Raw genomic sequence first — 12,854 nt, forward strand, 5'->3', positions numbered from 1 at the left:
GTTTACATGTATTTCAGTGCGAGCGAAGCGCCTTCGATCACCAGCAGCACGAACAGCAGGCGCAGCGCGCCGGGCTGCACCGTGAAGGCGACGCGGCGCGGATAGCGCTGCAATTCCAGGATGGCGGCGGTCGGGATCAGGGCCACGGCCAGGCCGAACAGCACCGTCTTGAGCACGAAGCCGATCGTGATGGCCGGGGCGAACACGCGCCCGACGGTGCGGGTGTAGTCGCCCATGCCCCAGGGCGACAGGCCGTAGACGTTCAGGTAGGCCAGCACCAGCACGAGGGTAGAGGTGACCATGGCCAGGCTCAGCACCGCCACCGCATTGGCCAGCAGCTGCGGCACCATGTCGCGCCGCATGCGCCGCAGCGCCTCGTCGTTGGCGGCCTGCGGCGACATGCCGGCGCGCGCCAGGCCCAGCGCCGAGGCGTCGAAGGCCATGCTGGCACGCAGGGCCACGAACAGCGCGGCGGCCAGCGGAATCAGCTCGAGCACCAGCACCCGCACCACCATCTCGAGCGCGAAATGGGACAGGCCATAGCTCTTGGCCGTGACCAGCACGATGCGGATGATGACCAGGCTGATGAGCGCGGAGGCCAAAGTGAACCAGGGCAGGACCTGCCAGGTGCTGGCGTAGATGTGGCGCGCCGCAGCCAGGCGGTTCTCGCGGTTATAGGTCGAGGGCGACAAGGCCATCACGACGGCGACCGCCCCCAGGTGCACCATGTACCACCAGCTGCGCAGGTAGTGCAGGACGGCCAGGCCCCACAGGCTGGGCCGGGCATAGAGGTTGAGGGTTCGGCGCATGGTGTCAATATGATACAGATTAGGAGGAGTACATCGAATTTTTGTATCAAATTGATACGGTCGGAGCGCCTACTGCCGCCGCGCCTCCATCACCCCGCTCACCTCCCCGATCGCCGCCAGCGCCTTCTGCAACTGCGCGGTCGACCCGATCTCGGCCGTGAACACCATGCGCGCCTGGCCCCTGGCGCTTTGCGAAGCCACGCCCGTCACGTTGATCTTCTCGCGCGAGAACACCTCGGAGATATCGCGCAGCAGGCCCTGGCGGTCGTTTGCGAGGATGAACAGGTCGACCGGATACACGGTTTCCGAGCCGGCCAGGCCCCAGGCGGTCTGGATCACGCGTTCGGGCGCCTTGGCACGCATTTCCGCGAAATTCTTGCAGCTCAGGCGGTGGATCGAGACGCCTTTGCCGCGCGTGACGAAGCCGACGATCGGGTCGGGCGGCGCCGGCTTGCAGCACTTGGCCAGCATCGTCATCAGGCCTTCGGTGCCGACCACCAGCACGCCCGACTTGGCGCCCTTTTCCACGCTCGACGACAGGCTCTTGTTGACCACCGCCTCGTCGACCACGGGCGGCGCCGCCACCTCGTCGTGCAGGGCCGCCTCCACATGGCGCAGGCTGAATTTCTCCTTGCCGACCTGGATGAACAGCTCGTCCACCTTGGCAAAGCCCAGCTTGTGCGCCAGCGCTTCCAGGTTGACCGCGGTCTTGCCTTCGCGCTGCAGGGATTTCTCCACCAGCGCGCGGCCCTGCGCCAGGGTCTCGGCCTGGTCCATCGCATGGAACCAGGCGCGGATCTTCGAGCGCGTGCGGCTGCTGACCGTGTAGCCGGGGCTGAGCCAGTCGCGCGACGGGCCCTGGTTGGCGCTTGCCCCCTTGGCCGTGATGACCTCGCAGGTCTGGCCGTTGCGCAGCGGCGTATTCAGCGGCACCATCACGCCGTCGATCTTGGCGCCGCGGCAGCGGTGGCCCACCTCGCTGTGCAGGTGGTAGGCGAAGTCGATCGGCGTCGCGCCCACCGGCAGTTCGATCACGCGCGCCTGCGGCGTGAGCACGAAGATGCGATCGTCCAGCGCCGCCGCCTTGAGCTTCTCGACCCATTCCTTCTGCTGGTCTTCCTGGCCGGCGACGACGTCGGCCACGTCGGTCTTCCAGGCCAGCAGCTGGCGCAGCCAGGCGATCTTCTCGTCGTATTTCTGGCTCTTGAAGTTCGACCCGCCCTCTTCCTTGTAGCGCCAGTGGGCGGCGATGCCGTACTCGGCGAAGTTGTGCATTTCCTGGGTGCGGATCTGCACTTCGAGCGGGCGCCCATCCTCGGCATTGACGACCGTGTGCAGCGACTGGTAGCCGTTCGGTTTCGGACGCGAGATGTAGTCGTCGAATTCCTTCGGGATCGGGGTCCAGATGTTGTGCACGATGCCCAGCACCGTGTAGCAGGTCTTCACGTCCGGCACGATGACGCGAAAAGCGCGCACGTCGTACAGCGCCGAGAAATCCAGCTCCTTGCCGCGCATCTTGTTATAGATGCTGTAGATGTGCTTCGGCCGGCCCGACACTTCGGCCTTGATGCCGGCGGCAAGCAGCTCGCCCTGCAGGCGCGCGATCGAGGACTCGACGAAGCCTTCGCGCTGCATGCGCTTTTCTTCCAGCATCCTGGCGATGCGCTTGTAGGTCTCGGGCTCGATGAAGCGGAAGGACAGGTCTTCCAGTTCCCACTTGAGCTGCCAGATCCCGAGCCGGTTGGCCAGCGGGGCATAGAAGTCGAGCACTTCGCGGCCATAGGCGCGGGTGACGTCGTCGAAGCGCTTCTGCTCGGCGAAATAGCGCAGGCCGGCCGCGCAGGACGCCAGCCGGATCAGCACTACGCGCATGTCCGAGGCCATCGCCAGCAGCATCTTGCGCAGGGTTTCGACCTGCGCGGCGGCCTGCTGGGCCGCATTTTTCCCGCTGCCGACCTGCTCTTTGCCGGCCGTGAGGTCGCGCAGCTTGACCAGCTGGTAGACGCCCTGCACCAGGTCGGAGACTTCCTTGCCGAAGCGTTCCTCGAGCGAACCCGCTACCGCCGGCTCGGCCATCGCCAGCTCGAACAGCAGGCCGGCGATGCGGGTCTCGGCGTCGGTGCTCAGGTAAGCCAGGGTGCCGGCCACGCCGAGCGAGAATTCGAGCGCATCCTGGCCCGAGGCCGCACGGCGCTCGCCGTAGGCGGCGCCGGCGTAGTCGAGCGCGGCCTGCACGCGTGCGCAATCGTCAAGGCTGAGTCCCTGGACGATCCCGGTGGTGGCGTCGACGAGCAGTGCGGTTGAAACCATCGGCTCAGCGCAGCGCGGCCGTGACGCAGACTTCCACGAGGCAGGCGGGGTTGGCCAGCTTGGCTTCCACGGTGGCGCGCGGCGGGGTGTGGCCCTGGGCGACCCATTCGTCCCAGACCGCGTTCATGCCGGGGAAGTTGGCCATGTCGGAAATGAAGATCTGGCAGGTGAGGATGCAGGACTTGTCGCTGCCCGCTTCGGTCAAGAGGCGGTCGACGTGGCCCAGCACTTCGCGCATCTGGCCCTCGATGTCCTGGTCGGTGTCTTCGGCGATCTGGCCGGCCAGGTAGACGGTGCCGTTGTGGATGGCGGTTTCGGACAGGCGCTTGCCTACGTGCAGACGTTGGATTTCCATGGTTGCTTTCTTCTGTTCTAAAAAGGGGCTAGTCGCCCAGTAAGAATTCGCGTGCGATCGCGATCTGCCCGGCCTGCACGAAAGTCGGCGCGTGGCCCACTCCCGGGATCTCGACCAGCCGCGCTCTTGGCCCGCGCGCGCACATCTCCTGCGCCGTCTGGTGCGACAGCAGGTCGGACAGTTCGCCGCGCACCAGCAGGGTCGGGCAGCGGATCGCATCCCAGGCCGCCCACAGCAGGGCTTCGTCGAGCGCCGCCTGCTGCGGCGTGATGGCGCGGAAGGGCTGGGCCAGGCCCAGGTCGTAGTGGCGCACCCACTGGCCATCGGGGTCCTGGCGCAGCACGTCCTTGGCCAGCTTGAACCATTCCTCGTCCGAGTGCGGTCCGAACGAGGTCGACACCGTGCGCACATAGGCCGCGCCCGCATCGAAGTCGGGGAAGCGGATGTCCTGCCCGATGTATTCGCCGATGCGCTGCACCGCGCCCTGGTCGAGCACCGGGCCGATGTCGTTCACGACCAGCTTGCGGATCGGGCTGTCTTCGAGCGAAGCGAGCACCATGCCGATCAGGCCGCCCATCGAGGTGCCGAACCAGTGCACGCCGGCCGCCTCGTCCTGGGCGGTGACGCGGGCGACGAGCGTGACCATGTCGGCCACGTATTGCGGCACCGTATAGAACGCCGGATTGCGCAGCCGGCCGGAGCGGCCGCGGCCGACCACGTCGGGGCAGACCACGCGGTACTCGTCGCACAGCGCGCGCGCCAGGTGGTCGAAGTCGTCGGCCACGCGGGTCACGCCGTGCACGCACACCAGCACCTTCGGATTGTGCGGGTCGCCCCACTCCTTGTAGGCCATGCGGTGCAGGCCGGCGGGGGAGCTGCACTGCACGCTTCTTAGTCTGGCTTCGGTCATCCCCTGCTCCGTCATGGCAATATTGTCGATCTGTTCAGCGCAATGCATCATTTTACGCGGCGTTGCGATTAGAATTCTACCAATTCTGTAGAAGCAACCCGATCACCTTCACCTTGAGGATGCAATGAAATCGAGTATGTTAAGTGGGAAAACCGCCCTCGTCACCGGTTCGACCTCGGGCATCGGGCTGGGCATTGCCCGCTCGCTGGCCGAACAGGGCGCCAATATCGTGTTCAACGGATTCGGCGACGCCCAGCAGATCGAGAAGCTCTACCTCGAGGTCGGCACCGAGTTCGGCGTCCAGACCGCCTACCATAACGCCGACATGTCCAAGCCGGCCGAGATCGAGGCGATGATGACATTCGCGGCAGACAAGTTCGGCGGCGTCGACATCCTGGTCAACAATGCCGGCATCCAGCACGTGGCGACCGTGGACGAGTTCCCGCCCGAGAAATGGGATGCGATCCTCGCCATCAACCTGACCTCGGCCTTCCACACCACCCGCTTCGCCCTGCCCGGCATGAAGCAGAAAAACTGGGGACGCATCATCAACCTGGCCTCGGTGCACGGGCTGGTCGGCTCCGTCGGCAAGTCGGCCTATGTCGCGGCCAAGCATGGCCTGGTGGGCTTGACCAAGGTCACCGCGCTCGAGAACGCGCACACCGGCATCACCTGCAATGCGATCTGCCCGGGCTGGGTCCTGACGCCGCTGGTGCAGAAGCAGGTCGACGACCGCGCCGCGCGCGAAGGCCTGACCAACGACGACGCGCGCAAGGCGCTGCTGGCGGAAAAGCAGCCCTCGGGCGAATTCGTCACGCCGGACGAACTGGGCGCGCTGGCCGTGTTCTTCTGCAGCCCGGCGGGCGACCAGGTGCGCGGCGTGGCGTGGAACATGGACGGGGGCTGGGCGGCGCAATAGGCGCGCCATGATGGACCATCTCGACGACGAGCAGTTGCAGGAGGCCTGCCGCGACTTGGCCCGGGTCGTGCTCGCGGCCGGCCAGCCGCAGGTCTCGAACGACATCCTCGAGACCCTGGCCGACCGCTTCCACCGCGAGGTCGCCGACTTCGCACCCGGCATCGCGCGCGCCGGGCGCGACCCCAACCTGTTGACGCGCGCGGTCTACTACCTCGTCGACGCCCATGCCCTGCCCCTGATGGGCACCGACATGGAGTGGTTCCGCCAGACCCTGGTGTGCCTGGTCGAACTGGCCGTGCCGGGGATTGCGCTGTCGGAGAAAGGCGGCGCTTTCCTGCGCGACCTGCAGTTCGGCATCGAGCAATCGCTGGGCGACCTGGAAGGCTGATGCCGGCCGACCATGCCGCCGCGCGCCGGTACGCCGGCGTTTTCCGACCATTCAGACAAGAAAACCATACCCCATGCGTTTGCCTGCTTCCTACCTTGGCCCTTCCATGCTCGTGGCCCTGTGCACCCTGGTCCCGGCCTTTGCACAGGCAGCGCCGCAAGCCGCTTCGCCGCGTCCGGTCTTGCTCACGGCCGACAAGGTCTGGACCGGCGACGGCGCGCCGCATGCGGATTGGGGCGTGCTGGTGGCCGGAGGCCGCATCCAGGCGGTCGGCCCGCGCGAGAAGATGAGCGTGCCGCTCGATGCCGAGCGCATCGACCTGCCCGGCAAAACGCTGGTGCCCGGCATGATCGACCTGCACTCGCACGTCCTGCTGCACCCGTATAACGAAACCACCTGGGACGACCAGGTGATCAAGGAGCCTGCCGCCTACCGCATCATGCTGGCGGCGAAACACGCTGCATCTACCCTGCAGGCCGGCTTCACCACCCTGCGAGACCTCGGCACCGAAGGCGCGGACTATGCCGACGCCGGCATCAAGCGCGCCATCGACGAAGGCGTGGCGCCAGGCCCGCGCCTGTTCATCGCGACGAAGGCGATCGTCGCCAGCTACAGCTACGGCCCGGCCGAGAAGAGCTACCGTCCCGACATGGAAATCCCGTACGGCGCGCAGCCGGCCACCGGCGTCGACGAGGTGACCAGGGCGGTGCGCGAGCAGTCCGCGCGCGGCGCCGACTGGATCAAGATCTACGGCGACTACCGCACCGGCATCGACGGCAGCGCGCGCCCCACCTTCACGATGGACGAGATGAAGGCCATGGTCGCCGCCACCCACGTCACCGGCCGCAAGGTCGCCGTGCACGCGAGCAGCGACGACGCGATTCGCATGGCGGTACTGGCCGGCGCCGACACCATCGAGCATGGCTATGGCGCGTCGGAAGCGACCTTCCGCCTGATGAAGGAACGCGGCGTCGCCTACATCCCCACCCTCACGGCGCCGGAAGCCACGGGCGAATACTTCCAGAAGCATGTCCGCGGCGACACGCCGACTCCCGCCATGCAGCAGGCCCAGCGCGCGTTCCAGCTGGCGCGCAAGGTCGGCGTCGTCATCGGCAACGGCAGCGACGTCGGCGTGTTCGCGCACGGGACCAATGCGCGCGAGCTGGCGTGGATGGTCCGCCTGGGCATGACGCCGCTGGAGGCGATGCGCTCGGCCACCGTGGTGGCGGCCGGCATCCTCGGCAAATCGGCCGAACTGGGACAGCTCAAGGCCGGCCTGCTGGCCGACGTGGTAGCGGTCGAGGGCGACCCGACGGTGGATATCGCGGCAGCCGGCAAGGTCGGATTCGTGATGAAAGGCGGCCAGGTGTTCCGCCGTCCCTGATGCCGGCCGGTATTACGTGACGTACATATCCGATATAAGCCTTGCGGATATCCACAATAGATGGCCCGGGGCGAATCTCCGAAGATGGCAGCTCTCGAACTTCTCTCGAAGCGTTGCCATGAAAAAGCCTTTCTACAAAATCCTGTATGTGCAGGTGCTGTTCGCAATTGCGATGGGCGTCCTGCTCGGGGTGTTCTACCCTGAACTGGGCACCAAGATGAAGCCTCTGGGAGACGGCTTCATCAAACTGATCAAGATGATCATCGCCCCGGTGATTTTCTGTACCGTGGTCGCCGGTATCGCCGGCATGCAGGACATGAAGAAGATCGGCCGCGTCGGCGGCAAGGCCCTGCTCTACTTCGAAGTCGTCTCGACCATCGCCCTGGCCATCGGCCTGGTGGTGGCCAACGTGGTCAAGCCGGGCGCCGGCTTCAACGTCGACGCCGCCCACCTCGACGCCTCGTCGATCGCCCAGTACACCGAAAAGGCCAAGACCCAGAGCACCACGGACTTCGTGATGAACATCATCCCGAACACCTTTGTCGATGCGTTTGCCAAGGGCGACATCCTGCAGGTGTTGCTGATCGCCCTGCTGTTCGGCTTCTCGCTGTCGATGATGGGCGAGCGCGGCCGTCCGGTCACCAAGATGATCGAGGACTTCTCGCACGCCATCTTCGGGGTGGTGAACATCGTCATGAAGGCCGCTCCGGTCGGCGCCTTCGGCGCGATGGCCTTCACCATCGGCAAATACGGCCTCGATTCGCTGCTGCCGCTGGCCAAGCTGATGGGCTCCTTCTACCTGACCTGCTTCCTGTTCGTGGTCGTGGTGCTGGGCGCGATTGCGAGATTCACCGGCTTCTCGATCTTCCGCTTCATCGCCTACATCAAGGAAGAACTCCTGATCGTGCTCGGCACCAGCTCGTCGGAAAGCGCCCTGCCGGCCCTGATGCGCAAGCTCGAACGCCTCGGCTGCTCCAAGCCGGTGGTCGGCCTGGTGGTCCCGACCGGCTACTCGTTCAACCTGGACGGCACCAACATCTACATGACCATGGCCGCCCTGTTCGTGGCGCAGGCGACCAACACCGACCTGACCTTGACGCAGCAGCTGACCATCCTGACGGTGGCGATGCTGACCTCGAAGGGCGCGTCCGGCATCACCGGCGCCGGCTTCATCACCCTGGCCGCGACGCTGGCGGTGGTGCCGACGATTCCGGTGGCCGGCATGGCCCTGATCCTCGGCATCGACCGCTTCATGAGCGAATGCCGCGCGCTGACCAATTTCGTCGGCAACGGCGTGGCCACGGTGGTGGTGTCGAAGTGGGAGAAGGAGCTCGACGTCGAACGCATGGATGCGGTGCTGCACGGCCGCGTGCCGCTGGGCGAGGACGACAAGACCCTGGAGGCGGTGCGCACCGCGGCATAAGCTCAGTCTACCGTTGCACCCGAACCGCCGCTGATCCGTCAGCGGCGGTTTTTTTTATGGTCGGGCAAGTCAGCTCCCTGATCCTGGACCCGGTCGAGCAGGAGCCGCACGACCGCCGGCCTGTCGCGCGTCTCGGCCGCGCCAAGCAAGGAAGCTGCCACGGCAGGTGAAGGTCCCTGACCGCGCGAGAGCAGCAGTTCCAGCATCGCGGCATCGTCCTGCTCGCCGATAAGACCTTCCATCTCGGTCCAGATGGTGTGGGCGCGCGTATCGTGCGCATCCAGGCGGGCACCCGCGTCGAGCAGCAGACGCACGACTTCCACATTCCCGCCATCCACCGCATACATCAAGGCCGTCTCGCCATGCGGCGGGTTGTTGCCGTGGATAGCCATGCCGGGAACGCGGTGGAGACCACGCACCGCATTTACGTCGGCGCCCGCGGCAAGGAGCGCGCGCACCCGCACGGGATCGCCCGCCTGCACCGCGTACATCAGCGGCGTGCTCGGGTCCACTTCGTTGTGGGTGCAGCCTGTAGCGGCGAGCATGCACAGGGCCAGCATGAGGCCTGCGCGGTACTGCTTGAAACGCCTGGTCGGCATCGACGCTCCAGTCAACATATAGAAGACCAAGCATATTTCATATAGATCATACTGTCTAATCAAGACCCGTCCAGCCGCAATTGGAGAGTTGCTCAGAGTATCCCGATTGCATAATGCGCACGCGCCAGATGAAAACCCTAGACATCCATGTCTAGACATACTACTCTAGACCTGACCGAACCATCGATGAGGACGCTCATGCCCCGCAAGCCCGATACCCCCAAACCCACCCCCGCCGAGCTCGAGCTCCTGCAAACGCTCTGGCCGCTGGGTTCCGGCACCGCCAAGCAGGTGCACCAGGCCATGCAGGAGCACAAGCCCGACGTGACCTATGCCACCGTGCTGCGCCTGATGCAGATCATGCACGGCAAGGGCCTGCTGGTGCGCGACGAGAGCGAACGTTCGCACGTCTACGCCCCGGTGCATGCGCGCGACTCGATGCAGACCAACCTGCTGCAAGACCTGGTGCAGCGCGCCTTTGCCGGCTCGGCCAAGGCGCTGGTGCTGGCCGCCTTGAAAAGCGGCATCTCGAAGAAGGAACGCGCCGAAATCGAAGCGCTGCTGCGGGAAGACCCGCCAAAGGACGGCAAATGAACAGCGCACTCCTAGTGGGCAGCATCGGCTGGACGCTGGTGCACTTCCTGTGGCAGGGCGCGCTGGTCGGCTGCGCCACGGCCGTGGCGCTCACCGCGCTGCGCAATGCGCCTCCCCAGTCGCGCTACCTGGTGGCCTGCGTCGGGCTGTTCCTGTGCCTGGCCTGGCCCGCCACCGAGCTGGCGCTGCGCCTGCAAAGCGGCGAAGGCGCCGGCGGCGATGCGATGGTGCTGTTTGCCGCCGGGCTGGTGGCGGGCGCGCCGATCGACCAGGGCTGGAGCGCGCTGCTGGGCGAGCAGCTGGCGCCGATCGTCGCCACCTGGGCCGTGTGCGCGCTGGCCATGGCCTTGCGCATGGTGCTGGGGCTGGTCTGGATCGGCCGCGCCGCATCAAATCAACGCCTCGACGCCGCATGGCAGGCACGCACCGGGCGCCTCGCCGCGCGGTTCGGCATCACCCGTGCGGTACGCCTGCGCGTGGTGGAAGGCCTGGCCAGCCCGATCACGGCCGGCTGGTGGCGTCCCGTGGTGCTGGTGCCGGCGGCGCTGGTCTCGAACATGCCGCTGCACCTGCTGGAGGCCTTGCTGGCCCACGAGATGGCGCATATCAAGCGCCACGACTACCTGGTCAATCTCGGCCAGAACGTGGTCGAGACCCTGTTTTTCTACCATCCGGCGGTCTGGTGGATCTCGGGACGCATCCGCGTCGAACGGGAACAGATCGCCGACGATATCGCGGCACAGGTACTGGGCGAACCGCGGCGCCTGGCCCTGGCCCTTTCCGAGCTGGAGAAACTCCAGTTCTCAACCCACCACCTGGCCCAGGCGGCCAACGGAGGAGATCTCATGTCACGCATCAAACGCTTGCTTCGTTCCGATACACAGGCACTGAACTGGAAGGCGGCCATTCCCGTGCTGGGACTGGCGGCCATGTGCACCGCGGTGTTCGCCCATGCGGCGCCGGCCGCCGACCCGGCCGAGCCGGACATCATGGCAGTGGCCGACTTCAAGAGCTGCAAGCGGCCCGAGTACCCGGCCGAGTCGCTCAAGCTGAAGCACACCGGCACCGTGACGCTCGGTTTCCTGGTCGATACCGAGGGCAAGGTCAAGGAAACCAAGGTCACCAACTCTTCCAGCCACCCGGCCCTCGACGACTCGGCCCGCACGGCGCTGGAAAAATGCAGCTTCAAGCCCGCGACGACCAGGGGCAAGCCGGTCGAGGCCTGGACCCAGGTGCAGTACGTCTGGACGCTGGGTTAAGCCTGCAGCCCTGTGCTACGCCAGGCAGCTGGACAGGGACGCCTGTCCGCTGCCGACCGGTAGCGCCAATCAAACCAGGAGGCCCTATGCCACGTATCGCCCCTCCCCTATGCAAGGCCTTCGTAGTCGCCATGGGACTGGCGGCCATCGCCAGCCCGGCGTTTGCCCAAACCACATCTGGCGCCCGTCTCTTCATCGGCACGAGCAGTTGCAGCAGGCCGGTCTATCCGGAAGAAGACGCCCGCCAGAAGCATACCGGCACGGTCACGATGAACTTCCTGATCGGCACCGACGGCAAGGTCGTCGAATCGAAGGTCCTGAAGTCGAGCGGCCATCGCAGCCTGGACGAGGCAGCGCTCTCGGCACTGGCCAAGTGCCGCTTCAAGGCGCCGGTGACGCCGGAAGGCCAGCTCGTACAGGCCTGGACCGCCGCTCAGTACGTCTGGACGGCCGAATAAGACAAAGCCCGGCATGCATCGCATGCCGGGCTCCGGTAAAGAAGGCCGCCAATGGCGCCCGTTTGCGCTTACACCATCGAGACGTCCAGCTCGCAGCCGGTGGCGGCCAGCACCTGTTCCTTGGTCACGCCCGGCGCCAGCTCCACCAGCGTCAAGCCCGTGTCGGTGACGTCCAGCACGCCAAGGTCGGTGATGATGCGGTCGACCACGCCCACGCCGGTCAGCGGCAGGTCGCACTTCGGCAGGATCTTGTGGCTGGTCGAGCCATCCTTGGCGGTGGCGACGTGCTCCATCACCACGACCACGCGCTTGACGCCGGCCACCAGGTCCATCGCGCCGCCCATGCCTTTCACCATCTTGCCCGGGATCATCCAGTTGGCCAGGTCGCCCTGCTGCGACACCTGCATCGCGCCCAGGATCGCCAGGTTGATCTTGCCGCCGCGGATCATGCCGAAGGAATCGGCAGAGCTGAAGTAGGCAGCGCCCGGCAGCGCCGTCACGGTCTGCTTGCCGGCGTTGATCAGGTCGGCGTCGACCTCCGCTTCCGTCGGGAAGGGGCCGATGCCCAGCAAGCCGTTTTCCGACTGCAGGGAGACCTCGATATCCTTGGGGACGTAGTTCGCCACCAGGGTCGGCAGGCCGATGCCCAGGTTCACATAGAAGCCGTCCTGCAGTTCCTTCGCCGCGCGCGCGGCCATTTCATCACGAGTCCATGCCATGTTCTGTCTCCGTCAGTCTTAATTCGCGGCGCGCACGGTGCGCTGCTCGATGCGCTTTTCCGGCGTCGGGTTGTGGACGATGCGGTGCACGAAGATGCCCGGGGTGTGCACCTGGTCCGGATCGATCTCGCCGATCTCGACCAGCTCTTCGACTTCCACGATGCAGACCTTGCCCGCGGTGGCGACGTTCGGGTTGAAGTTGCGCGCGGTCTTGCGGTACACCAGGTTGCCGGCCTTGTCGGCGCGCCAAGCCTTGACCAGCGAGACGTCCGGCACCAGCGAACGCTCCATCACATAGTGCTCGCCGTCGAACTCGCGGGTCTCCTTGCCGTCGGCGACGATGGTGCCGTAGCCGGTCTTGGTGAAGAAGGCCGGGATGCCGGCGCCGCCGCAGCGCAGCTTCTCGGCCAGCGTGCCTTGCGGGGTGAATTCGAGTTCGAGTTCGCCGGCCAGGAACTGGCGCGCGAATTCCTTGTTCTCGCCGACGTAGGACGAGATCATCTTCTTGATCTGGCGCGTCTCCAGCAGCTGGCCCAGGCCGAAGCCGTCCACGCCTGCATTGTTCGAAATCGCGGTGAGGTTCTTGGCGCCGGTGTCGCGCAGCGCTGCGATCAGCGCTTCCGGAATGCCGCACAGGCCGAAGCCGCCCACGGCGATGGTCTGGCCATCTGCCACGATGCCGGCCAGCGCCGACTTCGCATCAGGATACACTTTGTTCATACCCGTC

At 66.0% G+C, this 12,854-nt stretch carries 14 protein-coding genes; 7 read left to right on the forward strand and 7 right to left on the reverse strand.

Annotated elements, in window-relative coordinates:
* Positions 1 to 2: 2 nt before the first annotated feature.
* The 4 genes from AC3XQU_RS05045 to AC3XQU_RS05060 all read right to left on the reverse strand — a co-directional run bounded on the left by AC3XQU_RS05045 (position 3) and on the right by AC3XQU_RS05060 (position 4,384).
* Positions 3 to 809 (reverse strand): MlaE family ABC transporter permease, encoded by an 807-nt coding sequence (locus AC3XQU_RS05045; protein WP_489873045.1) that lies wholly within the window; start codon positions 807 to 809, stop codon positions 3 to 5.
* 69 nt (positions 810 to 878) lie between these two features.
* Complete coding sequence (locus tag AC3XQU_RS05050; RefSeq protein WP_489873046.1) at positions 879 to 3,119, reverse strand: RelA/SpoT family protein; 2,241 nt, start codon at positions 3,117 to 3,119, stop codon at positions 879 to 881.
* A 4-nt stretch (positions 3,120 to 3,123) separates the two neighbouring features.
* The gene (locus AC3XQU_RS05055; protein ID WP_489873047.1) at positions 3,124 to 3,474 is read right to left on the reverse strand and encodes a RidA family protein; all 351 of its coding nucleotides are present in this window, start codon (positions 3,472 to 3,474) and stop codon (positions 3,124 to 3,126) included.
* Between the two features lie 28 nt (positions 3,475 to 3,502).
* Positions 3,503 to 4,384 (reverse strand): alpha/beta fold hydrolase, encoded by an 882-nt coding sequence (locus AC3XQU_RS05060; protein ID WP_489873048.1) that lies wholly within the window; start codon positions 4,382 to 4,384, stop codon positions 3,503 to 3,505.
* A gap of 124 nt (positions 4,385 to 4,508) precedes the next feature.
* On the opposite strand from AC3XQU_RS05060, the gene AC3XQU_RS05065 reads away from it, so the two are divergent.
* The 4 genes from AC3XQU_RS05065 to AC3XQU_RS05080 all read left to right on the forward strand — a co-directional run bounded on the left by AC3XQU_RS05065 (position 4,509) and on the right by AC3XQU_RS05080 (position 8,498).
* On the forward strand, positions 4,509 to 5,303 hold the full coding sequence (locus AC3XQU_RS05065) for a 3-hydroxybutyrate dehydrogenase (RefSeq protein ID WP_489873049.1): 795 nt from the start codon (positions 4,509 to 4,511) through the stop codon (positions 5,301 to 5,303).
* 7 nt (positions 5,304 to 5,310) lie between these two features.
* Positions 5,311 to 5,691: a hypothetical protein gene (locus AC3XQU_RS05070; protein ID WP_489873050.1), complete on the forward strand. Its 381-nt coding sequence runs from the start codon at positions 5,311 to 5,313 to the stop codon at positions 5,689 to 5,691.
* Positions 5,692 to 5,764: 73 nt separating this feature from the next.
* Positions 5,765 to 7,075: a metal-dependent hydrolase family protein gene (locus tag AC3XQU_RS05075; RefSeq protein ID WP_489873051.1), complete on the forward strand. Its 1,311-nt coding sequence runs from the start codon at positions 5,765 to 5,767 to the stop codon at positions 7,073 to 7,075.
* 118 nt (positions 7,076 to 7,193) lie between these two features.
* On the forward strand, positions 7,194 to 8,498 hold the full coding sequence (locus AC3XQU_RS05080) for a dicarboxylate/amino acid:cation symporter (RefSeq protein ID WP_489873052.1): 1,305 nt from the start codon (positions 7,194 to 7,196) through the stop codon (positions 8,496 to 8,498).
* Between the two features lie 38 nt (positions 8,499 to 8,536).
* Here AC3XQU_RS05080 and AC3XQU_RS05085 read toward each other — a convergent pair whose 3' ends face one another.
* Positions 8,537 to 9,097: an ankyrin repeat domain-containing protein gene (locus tag AC3XQU_RS05085; protein ID WP_489873053.1), complete on the reverse strand. Its 561-nt coding sequence runs from the start codon at positions 9,095 to 9,097 to the stop codon at positions 8,537 to 8,539.
* 198 nt (positions 9,098 to 9,295) lie between these two features.
* Here AC3XQU_RS05085 and AC3XQU_RS05090 point away from each other — a divergent pair, with 198 nt between their 5' ends.
* From AC3XQU_RS05090 to AC3XQU_RS05100, 3 genes are all read left to right on the forward strand, one after another.
* On the forward strand, positions 9,296 to 9,691 hold the full coding sequence (locus AC3XQU_RS05090) for a BlaI/MecI/CopY family transcriptional regulator (protein ID WP_489873054.1): 396 nt from the start codon (positions 9,296 to 9,298) through the stop codon (positions 9,689 to 9,691).
* Positions 9,688 to 10,950: a M56 family metallopeptidase gene (locus tag AC3XQU_RS05095; protein WP_489873055.1), complete on the forward strand. Its 1,263-nt coding sequence runs from the start codon at positions 9,688 to 9,690 to the stop codon at positions 10,948 to 10,950. Before AC3XQU_RS05090 ends, AC3XQU_RS05095 begins: the two co-directional genes overlap by 4 nt.
* Before the next feature lie 86 nt (positions 10,951 to 11,036).
* A complete protein-coding gene (locus tag AC3XQU_RS05100) occupies positions 11,037 to 11,408 on the forward strand; it encodes an energy transducer TonB (RefSeq protein WP_489873056.1) in 372 nt (123 codons plus the stop codon).
* 68 nt (positions 11,409 to 11,476) lie between these two features.
* Here the strand turns inward: AC3XQU_RS05100 and AC3XQU_RS05105 are convergent, their stop codons facing one another.
* Together AC3XQU_RS05105 and AC3XQU_RS05110 are read right to left on the reverse strand one after the other, a co-directional pair.
* The gene (locus AC3XQU_RS05105) at positions 11,477 to 12,127 is read right to left on the reverse strand and encodes a 3-oxoacid CoA-transferase subunit B (protein ID WP_489873057.1); all 651 of its coding nucleotides are present in this window, start codon (positions 12,125 to 12,127) and stop codon (positions 11,477 to 11,479) included.
* Between the two features lie 18 nt (positions 12,128 to 12,145).
* Entirely contained in the window at positions 12,146 to 12,847 is a 702-nt protein-coding gene (locus tag AC3XQU_RS05110) for a CoA transferase subunit A (protein ID WP_489873058.1), read from the reverse strand.
* Positions 12,848 to 12,854 lie beyond the last annotated feature (7 nt).

The organism is Telluria sp. AZSoR62, from assembly GCF_058111565.1.